Annotated in this window: 16 protein-coding genes; 11 read left to right on the forward strand and 5 right to left on the reverse strand. The window is 56.9% G+C overall.

Annotation, left to right across the window (positions count from 1 at the left end):
• Positions 1 to 17: 17 nt before the first annotated feature.
• The 10 genes from AO388_RS25880 (at position 18) to AO388_RS25925 (ending at position 11655) form a co-directional block, all read left to right on the forward strand.
• Positions 18 to 1622, forward strand: coding sequence for a prephenate dehydrogenase/arogenate dehydrogenase family protein (locus tag AO388_RS25880; protein ID WP_058417421.1), 1605 nt, complete (start codon positions 18 to 20; stop codon positions 1620 to 1622).
• Positions 1619 to 2308, forward strand: a complete 690-nt coding sequence (cmk, locus tag AO388_RS25885; RefSeq protein WP_002554563.1) for a (d)CMP kinase — start codon at positions 1619 to 1621, stop codon at positions 2306 to 2308. The genes AO388_RS25880 and cmk overlap by 4 nt, the downstream gene beginning before the upstream one ends.
• Positions 2309 to 2429: 121 nt before the next feature.
• Positions 2430 to 4121 carry a 30S ribosomal protein S1 gene (rpsA, locus tag AO388_RS25890; protein ID WP_002554562.1) on the forward strand — a complete coding sequence of 564 codons (1692 nt, stop codon included), beginning with the start codon at positions 2430 to 2432 and terminating at the stop codon, positions 4119 to 4121.
• Positions 4122 to 4442: 321 nt separating this feature from the next.
• Positions 4443 to 4739, forward strand: coding sequence for an integration host factor subunit beta (ihfB, locus tag AO388_RS25895; RefSeq protein WP_003369729.1), 297 nt, complete (start codon positions 4443 to 4445; stop codon positions 4737 to 4739).
• Positions 4740 to 4763: 24 nt separating this feature from the next.
• Positions 4764 to 5006, forward strand: a complete 243-nt coding sequence (locus AO388_RS25900) for a lipopolysaccharide assembly protein LapA domain-containing protein (protein WP_003369732.1) — start codon at positions 4764 to 4766, stop codon at positions 5004 to 5006.
• Between the two features lie 413 nt (positions 5007 to 5419).
• Positions 5420 to 6853: an MBL fold metallo-hydrolase RNA specificity domain-containing protein gene (locus AO388_RS25905; protein WP_058417422.1), complete on the forward strand. Its 1434-nt coding sequence runs from the start codon at positions 5420 to 5422 to the stop codon at positions 6851 to 6853.
• Between the two features lie 198 nt (positions 6854 to 7051).
• On the forward strand, positions 7052 to 8032 hold the full coding sequence (locus AO388_RS25910; RefSeq protein WP_058417423.1) for a UDP-glucose 4-epimerase family protein: 981 nt from the start codon (positions 7052 to 7054) through the stop codon (positions 8030 to 8032).
• Positions 8025 to 9035, forward strand: a complete 1011-nt coding sequence (locus AO388_RS25915; protein WP_058417424.1) for an MraY family glycosyltransferase — start codon at positions 8025 to 8027, stop codon at positions 9033 to 9035. Before AO388_RS25910 ends, AO388_RS25915 begins: the two co-directional genes overlap by 8 nt.
• 104 nt (positions 9036 to 9139) lie before the next feature.
• On the forward strand, positions 9140 to 11134 hold the full coding sequence (locus tag AO388_RS25920) for a polysaccharide biosynthesis protein (protein WP_003434424.1): 1995 nt from the start codon (positions 9140 to 9142) through the stop codon (positions 11132 to 11134).
• A 158-nt stretch (positions 11135 to 11292) separates the two neighbouring features.
• A complete protein-coding gene (locus AO388_RS25925; RefSeq protein ID WP_003369742.1) occupies positions 11293 to 11655 on the forward strand; it encodes a ComEA family DNA-binding protein in 363 nt (120 codons plus the stop codon).
• Between the two features lie 102 nt (positions 11656 to 11757).
• On the opposite strand, the gene AO388_RS25930 is transcribed toward AO388_RS25925, so the two are convergent.
• The gene (locus AO388_RS25930) at positions 11758 to 12327 is read right to left on the reverse strand and encodes a TetR/AcrR family transcriptional regulator (RefSeq protein ID WP_003369744.1); all 570 of its coding nucleotides are present in this window, start codon (positions 12325 to 12327) and stop codon (positions 11758 to 11760) included.
• A gap of 120 nt (positions 12328 to 12447) precedes the next feature.
• Positions 12448 to 13239: a TlpA disulfide reductase family protein gene (locus tag AO388_RS25935; protein WP_058417425.1), complete on the reverse strand. Its 792-nt coding sequence runs from the start codon at positions 13237 to 13239 to the stop codon at positions 12448 to 12450.
• A gap of 415 nt (positions 13240 to 13654) precedes the next feature.
• On the opposite strand from AO388_RS25935, the gene AO388_RS25940 reads away from it, so the two are divergent.
• Positions 13655 to 14932, forward strand: a complete 1278-nt coding sequence (locus AO388_RS25940) for an aromatic amino acid transport family protein (protein ID WP_058417426.1) — start codon at positions 13655 to 13657, stop codon at positions 14930 to 14932.
• A gap of 72 nt (positions 14933 to 15004) precedes the next feature.
• Here the strand turns inward: AO388_RS25940 and AO388_RS25945 are convergent, their stop codons facing one another.
• The 3 genes from AO388_RS25945 to AO388_RS25955 all read right to left on the reverse strand — a co-directional run bounded on the left by AO388_RS25945 (position 15005) and on the right by AO388_RS25955 (position 16225).
• On the reverse strand, positions 15005 to 15211 hold the full coding sequence (locus AO388_RS25945; protein WP_002554553.1) for a hypothetical protein: 207 nt from the start codon (positions 15209 to 15211) through the stop codon (positions 15005 to 15007).
• A 123-nt stretch (positions 15212 to 15334) separates the two neighbouring features.
• Complete coding sequence (locus AO388_RS25950; protein ID WP_003369752.1) at positions 15335 to 15817, reverse strand: GreA/GreB family elongation factor; 483 nt, start codon at positions 15815 to 15817, stop codon at positions 15335 to 15337.
• A 3-nt stretch (positions 15818 to 15820) separates the two neighbouring features.
• On the reverse strand, positions 15821 to 16225 hold the full coding sequence (locus AO388_RS25955) for a hypothetical protein (RefSeq protein ID WP_058417427.1): 405 nt from the start codon (positions 16223 to 16225) through the stop codon (positions 15821 to 15823).
• Positions 16226 to 16274 lie beyond the last annotated feature (49 nt).

Here is a 16274-nt window from a genome sequence, read left to right on the forward strand (position 1 = left end):
CTGTCAGGTGTGTTCGCGTGGTTGATGTGATTGCAGAACAGTCGGTACGGCCGGTGATCGGTCGTCTGGTGGTTGTCGGGCTCGGGCTGATCGGCGGTTCCTTTGCCAAGGGTGTGCGCGAAAGCGGCCTGTGCCGCGAGGTCGTCGGCGTCGACCTTGATCCACATTCGCGACACCTGGCGGTCGAGCTGGGGGTTGTGGACCGTTGCGAGGCAGACCTTGCCACTGCTTGCCGTGGCGCTGATGTGATTCAGCTGGCGGTGCCGATACTGGCAATGGAAAAGCTGCTTGCCCTGCTGGCACCGATCGATCTGGGTCATGCCATTCTGACCGATGTCGGCAGCGCCAAAGGCAATGTGGTGAGGGCTGCGCGTCAGGCGTTCGGGCACATGCCGTCGCGCTTCGTGCCCGGCCATCCGATTGCCGGTTCCGAGCAGAGCGGCGTCGAGGCCTCCAATGCCGCGCTGTTTCGTCGCCATAAGGTCATTCTCACTCCGCTGGCTGAAACCGATCCTCACGCGGTGGCGATTGTCGACCAGTTGTGGTCAGCCCTGGGGGCCGATGTCGAGCACATGCAGGTCGAGCGCCACGACGAGGTGCTGGCTGCCACCAGCCATCTGCCGCACCTGCTGGCATTCGGTCTGGTCGATTCGCTGGCCAAGCGCAATGAAAACCTGGACATATTCAGGTATGCAGCAGGCGGGTTTCGTGACTTCACGCGCATCGCAGGCAGCGATCCGACCATGTGGCATGACATTTTCATGGCCAATCGTGATGCCGTACTGCGCACCCTGGACAGCTTTCGCACCGATCTCGACGCCTTGCGCGACGCTGTGGATGCTGGCGACGGCGCGCAGTTGATGGACGTATTTACCCGCGCGCGCGCAGCGAGGGAGCACTTCGGCAGAATCCTCGCCAGCCGTGCCCGTGTCGACACCGCACCCGGCGAGCCTCGTGCCATTCACGGCGGGTCTGCGGAGGGTGTCAGTCATCGCATCAAGGGGCCGGTGGATGTGACGTCTGCGGTGCTGTTCATGGTCGCGACGTCGATCAGTGAAGGCTGCGACCTGTTGCTGGAGGACGTTCCCGTCAGTTCATTGTGCGAGGGTGCGATCGATATTTTGCGCCTGATGGGCGGCGATATCGTGCTGCAGAACGTCCGCAAACTGGCGGGTGAAACGGTCGCAGGCCTGCACGTTCGCTCGACCCGGCTCAAAGGCGCTGACATCCCCGAAGCGTTGGTGCCGCTGGCACTGAATGCATTTCCGGTGCTTCTGGTTGCCGCAGCCTGCGCAGAAGGGCGTACCATTCTGCGCGGCGCGCAGGCCCTGCAAGCCGATGAGTCGGAGTGCGTCAGGCTGATGGCTGACGGTTTGCTGGCTCTCGGCATCGAGGCCGAGCCCGTGCTGGATGGCATCATTATCGAAGGCGGTGTGCCGGGTGGCGGCGAGGTTGATGCTCGCGGTGATCAGCGTATCGTCATGGCGTTTCGCGTTGCATCGTTCAGGGCTTCGGCGCCCATCCGTATTCAGGCGTGCGCGGATGCCGCCGCATTGTTTCCCCATTTTCTGGCGCTGTGCGCTCAAGTTGGCATGCGTGTAGCGCAAGAGGACAAAAAGTGAAAATCAAAGCTCCTGTTATTACCATCGACGGACCCAGCGGTTCCGGAAAGGGCACGGTCGCCGGATTGCTGGCCAGGAAACTCGGTTGGTGCCTGCTCGACTCCGGTGCGCTGTATCGCCTGCTGGCTTTCGCGGCGCGCAATCACGGTGTCGACCTGACCAATGAAGAAGCGCTCAAGCTCCTGGCCGCTCATCTGGATGTTCAGTTCGAGGCGACTGCGGCAGGGCAGGGGCAGCGCATCATTCTTGAAGGCGAGGACGTCACTCACGCCATTCGCAACGAGCAGGTCGGCAGCGGCGCATCGCAGGTGGCCTCGCTGCCGGCGGTGCGCGATGCGTTGCTGTTGCGCCAGCGCGCGTTTCAGGAAGAGCCGGGTCTGGTCGCGGACGGTCGCGACATGGGCACCGTGGTCTTCCCGGATGCACCGCTGAAGATATTCCTTACCGCCAGTGCCGAGGAGCGTGCGCGTCGACGTTACTTGCAGTTGAAGGCCAAGGGCGATGATGTTAGTCTGTCGAGTCTGCTAGATGAGATATGTGCACGCGACGAGCGTGACACCCAGCGAGCGGTAGCCCCGCTGAAGCCGGCGCATGACGCCATACAGCTGGATTCCACTGAATTGTCCATCGAACAGGTGCTGGAACGCATTCTGAGTGAAATCGCGCTTCGCGGTATTGCCGGATGACGAAGAAGCGTGTGGGAGACCAGTCATAGTCCCGCAGGCTTTCTTTTACTTGAACGAAACCCACGTTGTCTGGAGCGTGGCAGATGGGCGTATCCTTCGCCCTTGATCAACAGGAATTAAAATGAGCGAAAGCTTTGCAGAACTTTTTGAAGAAAGCCTAAAGACCCTCAACCTTCAGGCCGGTTCGATCATCACCGCGATCATCGTTGATATCGATTACCAGGCAGGTTGGGTTACGGTTCACGCCGGTCTGAAATCTGAAGGCCTCATCCCGCTGGAACAGTTCCACAACGACGCTGGCGAGCTGACCATCAAGATCGGTGATGAAGTTCACGTTGCGCTGGACGCGGTCGAAGATGGCTTTGGCGAAACCAAGCTGTCCCGCGAAAAAGCCAAGCGTGCCGAGTGCTGGATCGTTCTGGAAGCGGCTTTCGCAGCTGAAGAAGTGGTCAAGGGCGTTATCAACGGTAAGGTTAAAGGCGGCTTCACTGTCGACGTTAACGGCATCCGTGCGTTCCTGCCTGGTTCTCTGGTTGACGTCCGCCCTGTGCGTGACACGACTCACCTGGAAGGCAAAGAGCTCGAGTTCAAGGTCATCAAGCTGGACCAGAAGCGCAACAACGTTGTCGTTTCCCGTCGCAGTGTCCTGGAAGCCGAGAACAGTGCCGAGCGCGAAGCTCTGCTCGAGTCCCTGCAGGAAGGTCAGCAAGTCAAGGGTATCGTCAAGAACCTCACCGACTACGGCGCATTCGTCGATCTGGGTGGCGTCGATGGCCTGCTGCACATCACCGACATGGCCTGGAAGCGTATCAAGCATCCATCGGAAATCGTCAACGTTGGCGACGAGATCGATGTCAAGGTCCTGAAGTACGATCGCGAGCGCAATCGTGTTTCCCTGGGTCTGAAGCAACTGGGTGAAGACCCATGGGTTGCTATCAAGGCTCGCTACCCGGAAAGCACCCGCGTTACCGCGCGTGTTACCAACCTGACCGACTACGGCTGCTTCGCAGAGCTGGAAGAAGGCGTGGAAGGCCTGGTACACGTTTCCGAAATGGACTGGACCAACAAGAACATCCACCCTTCGAAAGTCGTTCAGGTTGGCGACGAAGTGGAAGTCATGGTTCTGGACATCGACGAAGAGCGTCGTCGTATCTCCCTCGGCATCAAGCAGTGCAAATCCAACCCATGGGAAGATTTCTCTGGCCAGTTCAACAAGGGCGATAAAATCTCCGGCACCATCAAGTCGATCACCGATTTCGGTATCTTCATTGGTCTGGACGGCGGCATCGACGGTCTGGTTCACCTGTCCGACATCTCCTGGAACGAAGTGGGCGAAGAAGCCGTACGTCGCTTCAAGAAGGGCGACGAGCTCGACACTGTGATCCTGTCGGTTGATCCTGAGCGTGAGCGTATCTCGCTGGGTATCAAGCAGCTGGAAAGCGATCCGTTCTCCGAGTACGTCACTGTCAATGACAAGGGCGCGATCGTTCGCGGTATCGTTAAGGAAGTTGACGCCAAAGGCGCCATCATCACTCTGGCCGACGACATCGAAGCGACCCTCAAGGCTTCCGAAATCAGCCGTGACCGCGTTGAAGACGCGCGTAACGTTCTGAAGGAAGGCGAAGAGATCGAAGCCAAGATCATCAGCGTTGACCGCAAGAGCCGCGTAATCAGCTTGTCCATCAAGTCGAAAGACGTTGAAGACGAGAAAGAAGCGATCCAGAGCCTGCGTAGCAAGCCTGAAGTCGCTGAAAGCACTGGTCCTACCACTATTGGTGACTTGCTGCGCGCGCAAATGGAAAAACAGAACTAAGTTCTGCTTGACCAAAAAAAGGACGACTTCGGTCGTCCTTTTTCGTTTCTGCCGTTCAGGCCCTACAGGTTCGGATGCGCCTGGATTGCTCTCACGCACAGTGTGAGTCGCTAAACGTCTCCAGTAGCCTCTCAGGCCGTCTCGTTTCGCCTATTGCTCAAGCTCCCTTCCCGTATCTGTCTCCTGTCATGTCGCTGTAATCTGTTCATGCCTGGTTAGACGGTATTGAACATAAGTCAATAGATGGGCTGTTCAAATTCATCCGGTCATGCTAAAACCTTCCAAGCGCTGATCTAGCTGCTTGAAAAAGAAGGGAAAAATATGACGAAGTCGGAGTTGATCGAACGAATTGTCACCCATCAAGGGCTGCTCTCATCCAAGGATGTCGAGCTGGCCATCAAGACCATGCTTGAACAAATGTCCCAGTGCCTGGCAACCGGTGACCGAATCGAGATTCGGGGCTTTGGCAGCTTTTCGCTGCATTACCGTGCACCACGGGTAGGGCGCAACCCGAAGACCGGACAATCGGTCAGTCTCGATGGCAAGTTTGTTCCGCATTTCAAGCCGGGCAAGGAGCTGCGGGATCGGGTCAACGAGGATGAAGAAGAGGGCCTTTAAAGCCATCCACCACAGGATTACCAGATGCGTATCTTCAAACGAGTCATTCTGATCGTCGCCGTGTTGCTCGCTGTTTTGGCAACAACCGTGTTTGTGCTTGAGAACCGGCAGTCTGTTGCCGTGACGTTTTTCGGTTGGTCGGCGCCTCAGCTCCCTCTGGCATTGCCTGTTGTCCTTGCGTTGCTCTTGGGCATGGTCATCGGCCCGATACTGGCATGGATAGCCAGTCTTCGTAAAAAGCGCACACCTTCCCCTCGCTCTGTCTGAGCAGCGTCGATCATGCGTCGTCGGAGATTGATCTGGCGACACGATAGCGCGCGTTTTTTACCCCTTTCTGTTCAATAAAGCCGCATGCGATGCTTCGGGGCTGGCGTGCTTCGTTGTGCTTTCGCGCGTTTTTATCGAAAAAAGAGCCTTATAGTTTTGTCAGTTTATTCTTCGCTTATATAGAGAATAGTTGCTCAGGCGTGTAGGAATATTCGCTTTTTTAATTCGTGTACCCATTTTAAAGGGGGTGCGGGTTATATTCATTTTCAGTGTTGATTACTGCTGCCCTGACTGCCTTGTGTCAAGGCTTGAAAATGAATCGTTCAAGTGCAGAATGCGCCGAAACTTAATGTTCAGACCTGCTGCCGGATGTACCGCGTATTCAGAGCAGGCTGGCAAGAAAAGGTGACTGCATGTCTTATCCGCAAATCATTCATCACGGCGCTGTCGATACAGTCACGGGTTCGTGTCATCAATTGCACATGGATGCATCGAGCAGCCTGCTGATTGACTGCGGGTCGGTGCAGGAGCGCGGCAGGCAGTCCGGGACCGCTTCATTCGGATTCGACCCGGAGGCTGTCAGAGCGTTATTGATCAGCCATGTGCACAATGACCATGTCGGGCGCATTCCCGAGTTGCTGGCATCCGGTTACAAGGGGCCGATACTGTGCAGTGAGCCCAGTGCCCACCTGTTGCCACTGGTCATGGAAGATCTTCTGAAAATCGAATTTGCACACGACCCCGGGCAAGTCGGACGCTACCTGGATGTCATCAACAAGAGAATCATCGCTCTGCCATTCGATGAATGGTTCAGCCTGGTCGACAACGAATCCCTGCATTGCCGGGTCCGTTTGCAGCGTGCCGGGCACATACTGGGATCTGCCTATATAGAATGCGATCTTCAATACCCTGCACAAACGCGTTCTGTGCGCGTGGTGTTTTCCGGTGACCTGGGGGCGAGTCATACGCCGTTTCTGCCTGCGCCGAAGCCGCCCGAGCGCGCGGATGTGCTGGTGCTGGAAAGCACCTATGGCAATCGTGTTCACGAAGATCGCAGCACTCGTCAGCAAGGGCTTGAGCGCATCATAGACAAGGCGCTGGAGGATAACGGCACCGTCCTGATACCGGCCTTCAGCATCGGCCGAACCCAGGAATTGCTCTACGAGCTGGAAGACATACTGCGACGCAAGATGCCATCGAATCATGCCGTCGAAAACGGTAGGCAGCCGGGTGACGGTGATCCGGACTGGTCGAGGTTGCCGATCATCCTTGATTCGCCTCTGGCGAGTCGCTTTACCAAGGTCTATCAGTCGTTTGAAGACTACTGGGATGAGGGCGCGCGGTTAAGGCTCGACGTCGGCAGAAAGCCGTTGGGCTTCGAACAACTGGTTACCGTCGACACCCATGAGGAACATCTGCGCACTGTCAATTACCTGGCCAGTACGGCGCGTCCGGCCATCGTGATTGCCGGTAACGGTATGTGTGCCGGAGGCAGGATCGTCAATTACCTGAAAGCCATGCTCGGTGACACACGGCATAACGTGGTATTTGTCGGCTATCAGGGCAAGGGAACGCCGGGCGAGGCCATTCAGTTGCACGGCCCGTCGGGCGGCTATGTAGAGCTGGACCGCGAGCGCTTCGATATAAATGCCGGGGTCCACACCGCAAAAGGCTATTCTGCCCACGCTGATCAGGTCGAACTGGTCGAGTTCGTGACGGGGATGAAAGAGTGGCCGACGCAGATCAGGCTGGTGCATGGCGAGGCGGCCGCGAAAAAGGTTCTGGGCAATATTCTGAGTCGCAAGTACTCGCTCAAGAAACGCCCGTTGGAACTGTTTATCCCTTGAAGGCGCGATGAGCACGTTAGTTGTCGGCTGATGCGGTAATCGAATTCTTGCAAGTGAGTGCCAATGCATGATTATCGTGCATTGTCCCTGGGGTACGTTGAACGTCATCGTGAAAGTTATAAAATGGTTTGAACATATTTCAGTTGTCAAAACGCGTTACTTAAGCAATATTTGGCCGATTTGGAAGGGCGTGTTTGCATGAGCGGTGATGTTGCATTGGTTGCAATAACAGGTGCGACAGGTTTCGTGGGCAGTGCTGTGGTTCGCCGACTGATCGAACGCACAGGCTGCTCTGTGCGGGTTGCGGTCCGGGGCGCCTATGCTGCTTCCGACTCGCGCATCGATGTTGTCAGTGCACAATCATTGGCGCCGGACAATCAATGGGCAAGTTTTGTAACTGGCGCGGACGTGGTGATTCATTGTGCTGCCCGGGTGCATGTACTCAACGAGACCGCTGACGCTCCGGATCAGGAATACTTCCGCGCCAATGTCACCGCAACGCTGAATCTGGCCGAGCAGGCCTCAGCGGCAGGCGTCAGACGCTTTATCTTTATCAGTTCCATCAAGGCCAATGGCGAGTCTACGCTTCCGGGCGCGCCATTCAATGCGAGCGACCCGTGCAATCCACTGGATGCCTATGGCGTGTCAAAGCACAGGGCCGAAGAGGGCTTGCGCGAGTTGTCTGCCCGCACCGGTATGCAGGTGGTGATCATTCGACCGGTATTGGTCTATGGTCCGGGGGTCAAGGCGAACTTCAGAAGCATGATGCGCTGGCTGGACAAAGGGCTGCCGTTGCCGCTCGGGGCCATCGATAATCGTAGAAGCCTGGTGGCGGTGGATAACCTGGCAGACCTGGTGACGGTCTGTGTCGATCATCCTGCTGCGGCTGACCAGACGTTTCTGGTCAGTGACGGTGATGATCTGTCCACGGCCAGGCTGCTGCGCGAAATGGGCAAGGCCCTGGGCAAACCTGCCCGGCTGCTGCCGGTGCCGACCGTGCTGTTGAACGCGGCTGCAGCACTGTTGGGCAAGAAGGCTTTTTCACAACGGCTGTGCAACTCGCTGCAGGTCGATATCAGTAAAACCTGTACGATGCTGGATTGGCTTCCACCTGTGAGTATTGAACACGCCATGCAGGACACCGCTCGATATTATCTGGAACACGACAAGCATGATTGAGTGGCTGTCGGTCATCGCTATTGCCTTTCTGTCTCTGATTCTAACGGCGTTGTTGCGCAAGTATGCGCTCGCCAAAAGTCTGATCGACATTCCAAACGCTCGAAGTTCGCATTCCATACCCACGCCCAGAGGTGGCGGCGTTGCCATCGTCATCACTTTCGTCATGGCGATGGCTTTGCTGGGGTGGGCCGGCTATCTGCCTTGCTCTGCGCTTGTTGCCATCGCCGGTTCGGGCGGCTTGGTGGCGGTGATCGGTTTCATGGACGATCACGGGCATATCGCCGCACGATGGCGCCTGCTGGGGCATTTTACTGCGGCTGCATGGGCCTTGTTCTGGCTGGACGGTCTTGCCCCGCTTGACGTCATGGGCTGGACGGTCGACCTGGGGCCATTCTGGCAAGTACTCGCGGCGTTCTATCTGGTGTGGATGCTCAACCTTTACAACTTCATGGACGGAATAGACGGTATCGCCGGTATCGAGGCGGTCACTGTATGCCTGGGCATGAGCATCATCTATGCCTTGGATGGCCACGCCGGACTGTCCTGGGAAGTGCTCATGCTGGGCGCTGCCGCAGCAGGTTTCCTCTACTGGAACTTCCCGCCGGCGAAGATATTCATGGGCGACGCGGGCAGCGGCTTCCTCGGGATAGTGCTCGGTGTGCTATCCATTCAGGGTTCCTGGGCCTCACCTCAGTTATTCTGGTCCTGGTTGATTCTGCTGGGAGTGTTTATCGTCGACGCGACCGTGACCCTCGTGCGACGCCTGTTACGCAAGGAAAAGCTCTACGAGGCACATCGCAGCCACGCGTATCAGTTTGCGTCGCGTCATTACGGCCGGCATGTGCCGATTACGCTTGCAGTGGGGCTGATCAATCTTGTCTGGTTGCTGCCGATTGCACTATGGGTTGCGCTGGGCGATGGAGAAGGGCTTATATGGGCGGTAGTTGCTTACTGCCCGCTGATTCTACTGGCGCTGAGGTTCCGCGCCGGCAAGGCAGAATAAGGTAACGAAGTGTTTTTCTGGTTGTCTCAGACACGTAGCTGTTTCACAGGTACCGATTTCAGATCATGTTGCAACCGGTAGCATAACGGAGCATTAAAAAATTGATGAGCAGGTTGCGGACCAGATTACTGGCTCTACCACGCCGCAAAAAACGAATAATTCAGGTGGCTGCCGACGTCCTGTTGGTCTGGCTGGCTCTATGGATGGCGTTTGTCGTACGACTGGGTATCGATGAGCTGATCAATCCGCTCGAGAAGCACACGTGGCTGTTCATCAGTGCGCCCGTTGCGGCTATCCCGCTGTTCATCCGGTTCGGCATGTATCGCGCAGTGATGCGCTATTTCGGCAATGATGCGCTGATTGCCATCATCAAGGCCGTGACGATGTCGTCGCTGATCCTTGGGTGCATGGTCTACGTTTACAGTAACCACCAGCAATTGGTCCCGCGTTCGGTGATCTTCAATTATTGGTGGCTGAGCATGGTCATGATCGGCGGTCTGCGACTGGCCATGCGGCAGTATTTTCTCGGCGACTGGTTCGCTGCGGCGCAGCACGTACCTTTCGCCAAGAGCGACAACGGTTTGCAGAAGGTTGCCATCTACGGCGCTGGCGCTGCGGGAAACCAGTTGGTCGCCGCATTGCGCATGGGCCGTCTGATGCATCCGGTGGCGTTCATCGATGATGATGAATCGATTTCCAACCGGGTTATTTCCGGTCTTCAGGTCTACAAACCGCGAAACATCCAGCGAATGATCGATTCCACGGGGGCTCAGGAAATCCTCCTGGCAATCCCTTCATCGTCGCGTGGACGTCGTCGGGAAATCCTCGGTTTTCTGGAAGGCTTTCCGCTGCACGTACGAAGCGTTCCGGGCTTCATGGATCTGGCCGCTGGCAGGGTCAAGGTCGATGACCTTCAGGAAGTCGACATTGCAGACCTTCTGGGGCGCGATGCAGTCCCGGCCCGCGATAACCTGCTTGAGCACTGCATCAAGGGCAAAACGGTGCTGGTGACCGGCGCTGGCGGCTCGATTGGCTCCGAGCTGTGCCGACAGATATTGCTGCTGCAGCCTACCCAGTTACTGTTGCTGGACCACAGCGAGTTCAATCTCTACAGCATTCTTTCCGAGCTTGAACAGCGCTCGGCCCGTGAGTCACTTTCGGTGAAATTGCTGCCCATACTCGGTTCGGTGCGCAACCACCCCAAATTGCTGTCGATCATGAAAACCTGGAAGGTCGACACGGTCTATCACGCTGCGGCCTACAAGCATGTGCCCATGGTCGAGCACAATATCGCCGAAGGCGTCATCAACAACGTTGTGGGCACGCTCAATACCGCCCAGGCGGCGTTGCAGGCAGGCGTGTCCAACTTTGTCCTGATCTCTACCGACAAGGCGGTCCGCCCGACCAATGTAATGGGCAGTACCAAGCGTCTCGCCGAATTGATATTGCAGGCACTGAGCCGCGAAACCGCACCAGTGATCTTCGGCGACAAGGCCAATGTCTATCAGGTCAACAAGACCCGCTTTACCATGGTTCGCTTTGGCAATGTGCTTGGCTCGTCCGGTTCGGTGATCCCGCTGTTCCACAAGCAGATCCAGTCAGGCGGGCCGCTGACGGTGACGCATCCCAAAATCACCCGCTACTTCATGACCATCCCCGAAGCCGCTCAATTGGTCATTCAGGCGGGCTCCATGGGGCATGGCGGCGACGTGTTCGTTCTCGATATGGGTGAGCCGGTCAAGATTGTCGAACTGGCCGAGAAGATGATCCACCTGTCCGGTCTGGCCATTCGCTCGGAGAAAAATCCGCACGGTGATATCTCCATTGAGTTCACCGGGCTGCGTCCTGGCGAAAAACTCTATGAAGAGCTGTTGATCGGCGACAACGTGGTTGCCACCGAGCACCCGATGATCATGAGTGCAAACGAAGATTGCCTGCCGTGGGATGTATTGAAAGGCCGCCTGACAAAACTGCTGGACGCGGTCGACCGCGACGATTACACCAGTGTGCGTCAGTTGCTGCGCGAAACGGTAAACGGTTATACGCCAGAGGGCGAAATCGTTGACTGGATGTATCAGGAACGCAGCGGCGAAACGTGATTTCATCAGCACCGCCGGGGCTCTGGGCAGAGGCGGAAATACGTTGAACGATCCGGCAACAGGCAGCAACGCTCGAGTGCTTTTCCAGGAGGGGACGCTGGTCTAAGTTTCAGGCACAGCATGTGGATGCTGCCTTGAACTGCTATGGAGCTTTATCTATGCGAACCCCTATTTTCAGTGCCCTGATCTTTGCCTTGCTCACCAGTGCCTCGGTTGCGGTCAATGCCGCCCCTGTGTCTCAGCCCGCCACATCGGCGCCCTCGGTATCCCATTTGCCGATGATGGAGGACACCGCGCCCACTGCGGCGCATGAGCAACGCAAGGACAGGGTCAATCTCAATACTGCCGATGCGCAAACACTGCAGAAAGAACTGGCAGGTATCGGGAAGAACAAGGCCGATGCCATTGTGGCTTACCGGGAAGCCAACGGTGAGTTCACGTCGATTGATGAGTTGATAGAGGTCAAGGGGATCGGCAAGGCCATTCTGGAGAGGAATCGCGAAAAACTTGCGATCGACTGAGCAGCGTTTCAGCCAGTAAAAACACAGGCCGATCAATGATTGGCCTGTGTTTTTATAAACTCTCGCTGAGACGCTCCCCGCGAAAGTGTCTGTACCAGAGGGTCAGTTGGTGCTCTTTTTTATCTCCTGTTTGAGATAGTCGCGGGTCGTGTCCAGAATGCGCTGTGACAGCTCCTCGTCAAAAGCGCTGCGGGCGAGTGCCAGACCACCCACCAGTGCGGACAGCACCGGCAGGCTTTTGGACTCCATTCCATTCTCCGCGAGGGGCTTGTCGAACTGCTCCAGCAGGTGAAGGATGATTTTATCCGTCGTCATGCTGGGCTGATCGCGCTGGCCCAGTTCCAGGCACATGGTCGGTAACGGGCAACCCCCGTCCTCCGCATCGCGGCTGGCTATCGATAGGTAGAGATCAATGAATTCACTGAGCGAGTCCTGTCTGGCGAAAACGTCGCTGGTGATTCCTTTTACATTGTCGAGGGCGTGACTCAATGCCTGTTCAACAAGATCATCCTTGGATTTGAAATGCGCGTAGAACCCGCCATGGGTCAAGCCAAGTGCCTTCATCAAAGGTTGCAAGCCCGTAGCACCAATGCCGTCACGACGGAAGCGCATGGACGCTTCCTTGACAATGCGTTGGTGCGTTTGGGCCTTATGATCGAGCGCGTAACGCATGCGCTGAGTCTCCAGAGAGGGCCAATGTGTCAGCGCATTTATACATGGATAGATGAAACGTTGCAGCAGGCTTTCGCTCGCAATGAGAACTTCAGCTCAATCAGTCAGGTGAATACCTGACTATTTATCAAGGTAATGAGTGAGGCTGGCGCTGGACAATTCGCCCAGATGGCTACCGATCAGGCGTCCGTCCGGCGAATAGAAGAGAGTGGTGGGCAGCGCCGCCGAACCGACCTGGCGGGCGAACTCGCCGTGCGGATCCAGAAAACTGTTGCTCAGCACCAGTTGCTGTTTGGACAGATAGTCGCTGACTGTCCCGGCGCTTTCGGCCTGATTGACGAACAGAAATGTAATGTCCTTGCGTTCCCGTTGCATGTCGCGCAGCACCGGCATTTCGCGGCGACACGGAGGGCACCAGGTGGCCCACAGGTTGATGACCACCGATTTGCCCCGGTAGTCGGACGCCCTGACCGGCTCGCCAGTCAGCGTCCGAAGTGTTGTATCAGGCAGTGAAATACGCTTTTGATAATGATCCAGAATCAAGCCGCCCGATACCCAGATCGCCAGTCCGATGCCCATCCCGAACGTCAGGGCGCGACGCTGTTCGGGACGGCGCCAGCCGATGATCAAGGCGCCCAGCAGGGCGCAGATAACCCCGGGCCAGACCAAAAAGCCGCCATCACGGATGTCCAGTGCCTTCCAGGGAGTGTCGCTGTACTGTGCGAAATAGGTCAGGACGAACGCGATACGTGCGCTGGCGACACCCAGAATGAAGAGTCCGAACACGGCGGTCTTTCTGGACAGGGTATGCCGGACAAGCTGCGCCTCTATCCAGGTGGCCGTCATCAAGGCGCCCAACAACAACAGGTGGGGTATGGCGAGGGCGAACGGCCCGGCGTTGATGCTCAACATCGTTTTGGGTCCTTGAAGGGGTTTTTGCCGGGATCACATTCAGCTGCCGGTGCGCTTATCTGCCTGACGACCATCCATTGCGCACTGCACAGGCGCGGCATGGTATCGCTGCCGGCCCCTCCAGGAAAACGCAGAACTGTTCCCGGATGTCAGGCCGCGTGGGCGGCTTGATTGAGCCTGTAAGCTGTTGAAACACTAATTCCTCGACAAGAGGTCGACCGTCCTCCAGCCCTTTGTACAAAAGGCGTGCGCTCGAATGCCGACTTGTTGTGGAAGAAACTATTGTCCTACAAGCCTTTGACTTCTGGCGTCAATCCCGGAGAATCTCGCCCGCTGTTTTCGAGGGGGGCGCTGAACTGCCGGTTTTTTCGACGCGTTTCCCTTTTTGATAAACCGGCCACGGAGAGTCGACCGGATGAATGATCAGGCTAATGGCGTCGTAGAACGTCTGGATGTAGCTCCCGAGAGCATCGCGTCGTGGAATCGTAATGACACGACCTGGATGCTCGGATTGTTCGGTACCGCCATCGGTGCGGGTACCCTGTTTTTGCCAATCAACGCAGGTATCGGCGGTTTCTGGCCATTGATGGCGCTGGCGCTGCTGGCGTTTCCCATGACCTTCTACGCCCACCGCGGGTTGACGCGCTTTGTGCTGTCAGGGCGTGAAGGTGCCGACATCACCGATGTGGTCGAACAGCATTTCGGCAAGAGTGCCGGTGCGATGATCACCTTGTTGTACTTCTTCGCAATCTTCCCGATCCTGCTGATCTACAGCGTGGCCCTCACCAACACCGTTGGCAGTTTTCTTGAGCATCAGTTGCACATCATGCCACCGCCACGCGCCGCACTGGCGTTCGTGCTGATCATGGGCCTGCTGGCCGTGGTGCGTTGCGGCGAGCGGTTCATCGTCAAGGCCATGAGCCTGATGGTTTATCCGTTCATCGTCGCTCTGTTGTTTCTCGCGGTATTCCTCATCCCGCACTGGACCGGCGGCATTCTGAGTACCGCTACGACGTTCCCCGAGCTATCGGCGTTCATACCTACGCTGTGGCTGGCCATCCCGGTGATGGTGTTCTCTTTCAACCACACACCGATCATCTCGGCCTTTGCCGTTGATCAGAAGCGCCAGTATGGTGAAAACGCAGAGGTACGCAGCTCGCAGATTCTGGCCCGCGCCCACGGTCTGATGGTGGTGATGGTGCTGTTCTTCGTGTTCAGTTGCGTGTTGACACTGTCACCTGCTCAACTGGCCGAGGCCAAGGCACAGAACATTTCGATCCTGTCCTACCTGGCCAACCACTTCAATAACCCGACCATCGCCTTTGTCGCACCGCTGATTGCGTTCGTGGCTATTTCCAAGTCGTTTCTGGGTCATTACATCGGTGCAAGCGAGGGCTTGAAAGGCCTGGTTCTGAAAGCGGGTCGTCGTCCTGCACCCAAGGCGCTGGACCGTATGACCGCGGCGTTCATGCTGGTGGTGTGCTGGCTGGTGGCAACGCTTAACCCAAGCATTCTGGGCATGATCGAAACCCTGGGCGGGCCGGTGATTTCGGCTCTGCTGTTCCTGATGCCGATGTACGCTATCCACAAAGTCCCGGCCATGCGCAAATACGCTGGCGCATGGTCCAACTACTTTGTGGTTGCCGCCGGTGTGGTGGCGATTTCAGCACTGATCTTCTCGCTGGCCCGCTGAATCCGGCAAGCGAAACCTCCAGGTCTGCGCCGATTCAACGGCGCAGACTTTGATCAGGTTATGCGATCGTGATCAATCCACTGGCTCGGGATACAGCGGCCTGGATAAGTGCATGATGCTCGCATAGTCGTAAACGTACTGCCGTCCCGCATGGCTGGTCGAACGCAGTTGGTCGATCAGTTGTCGTTCTTTCTTGTTCAAGTATCTCAACGCCGGATCTTGGCTGGACTTCAGGCGATCACGTTCATGGGCGTCAGGGAATGCGATGACGTTCGTCATGAAAAATCTCCTTGGGTTTTAGTCCTTGTTTGCTTTGATGTTGCCCCGGTTGCGGTGGTGATGGCGACGGTTCACCTTACCCACAAAAACTTGATGCGATCAACCCTGTAGATGCCGGGTGTGTCACAACGTTTGTGTGATCTCGTAGGATTGTCGGCTGCCGTTGATGACAATCTGTACAGCATCGTCTTCGAATTTGCCCAGCAGGTTCTGCCCGAGGGGGGCTCTGGCAGTAATGACGGTGACCAGTTGATCGCCTGCGCTGACCTTCAGCCCGGCAGCATCGGGGCCGAGGAACAGATAGTGTGTCTGCCCGCCCGCATCCTCGACAACTATCAGATCACCGGTCTGAATACCGCGCGATTCATCGAATGGCTTGAGCGACCATTTTCGATAAAGCGCCAGCGACTGACGAATTTCCTCGACGCGGCGTGCCTGTCCGGCTGCCAGATAAGAGGCCTCCAGCCCTAGCGTGTCGTACTTGTTCTCGGCGATGTTCTCTTCGTGGGTTGCCGTTTCGTAGGCGGTCTGCGCCGCTCGTTCGGCGATGTCCAGATCGATGTTCAGTTTATCGATGATCAGTTGCAGTACATCCCGTTTATTCATGGTTCATCCGCAATACTGATCGATGCTGGCACGGCTTTTCTCGCTTGGTGCGGTGCGATCCTGCTGTATCCAGAAATCACACTTCGAACGGTTGAAGGTACGCTGTTGTTGCTCCTGAGCCTGTTCACGCGCCTGGCGGGCCTCGCTTTCACGCAGGCTTTGCTCATATTTGCGAAACATCTCGGTCTCCGGCGCAGACGGGGAGGCGGCATTTTGCGCGGGCGGTGCAGTCAACTGCGCGGCGGCATTGTCCAGCGCCTGGGCCTGGGCCTGGGTCGGTGGCAGGCTTTTGTAGTAGAGCAGGGCGGTCAGAAACACCGCCAGGGCGCCCAGCCAGATGCCCAGCGCAATGCACACGATCAATTTCAACGACACGTACAGGTCGCGACGGCGGGTGGGAAATGACATGGCTGAACTCCTTGCAGGCCAACAGATGTGATTGTGCCATGCCTGATGC

The sequence above is a fragment of the Pseudomonas sp. ICMP 10191 genome (genome assembly GCF_001467335.1).
GTDB classification, from domain to species: domain Bacteria; phylum Pseudomonadota; class Gammaproteobacteria; order Pseudomonadales; family Pseudomonadaceae; genus Aquipseudomonas; species Aquipseudomonas cerasi.

Coding starts and splice junctions, on each gene's coding strand:
- rpsA (WP_002554562.1), top strand. CDS start 2,430: ATGAGCGAAAGCTTTGCAGAACTTTTTGAAGAAAGCCTAAAGACCCTC.
- ihfB (WP_003369729.1), top strand. CDS start 4,443: ATGACGAAGTCGGAGTTGATCGAACGAATTGTCACCCATCAAGGGCTG.
- AO388_RS25900 (WP_003369732.1), top strand. CDS start 4,764: ATGCGTATCTTCAAACGAGTCATTCTGATCGTCGCCGTGTTGCTCGCT.
- AO388_RS25905 (WP_058417422.1), top strand. CDS start 5,420: ATGTCTTATCCGCAAATCATTCATCACGGCGCTGTCGATACAGTCACG.
- AO388_RS25910 (WP_058417423.1), top strand. CDS start 7,052: ATGAGCGGTGATGTTGCATTGGTTGCAATAACAGGTGCGACAGGTTTC.
- AO388_RS25915 (WP_058417424.1), top strand. CDS start 8,025: ATGATTGAGTGGCTGTCGGTCATCGCTATTGCCTTTCTGTCTCTGATT.
- AO388_RS25920 (WP_003434424.1), top strand. CDS start 9,140: ATGAGCAGGTTGCGGACCAGATTACTGGCTCTACCACGCCGCAAAAAA.
- AO388_RS25925 (WP_003369742.1), top strand. CDS start 11,293: ATGCGAACCCCTATTTTCAGTGCCCTGATCTTTGCCTTGCTCACCAGT.
- AO388_RS25930 (WP_003369744.1), bottom strand. CDS start 12,327: ATGCGTTACGCGCTCGATCATAAGGCCCAAACGCACCAACGCATTGTC.
- AO388_RS25935 (WP_058417425.1), bottom strand. CDS start 13,239: ATGTTGAGCATCAACGCCGGGCCGTTCGCCCTCGCCATACCCCACCTG.
- AO388_RS25940 (WP_058417426.1), top strand. CDS start 13,655: ATGAATGATCAGGCTAATGGCGTCGTAGAACGTCTGGATGTAGCTCCC.
- AO388_RS25945 (WP_002554553.1), bottom strand. CDS start 15,211: ATGACGAACGTCATCGCATTCCCTGACGCCCATGAACGTGATCGCCTG.
- AO388_RS25950 (WP_003369752.1), bottom strand. CDS start 15,817: ATGAATAAACGGGATGTACTGCAACTGATCATCGATAAACTGAACATC.
- AO388_RS25955 (WP_058417427.1), bottom strand. CDS start 16,225: ATGTCATTTCCCACCCGCCGTCGCGACCTGTACGTGTCGTTGAAATTG.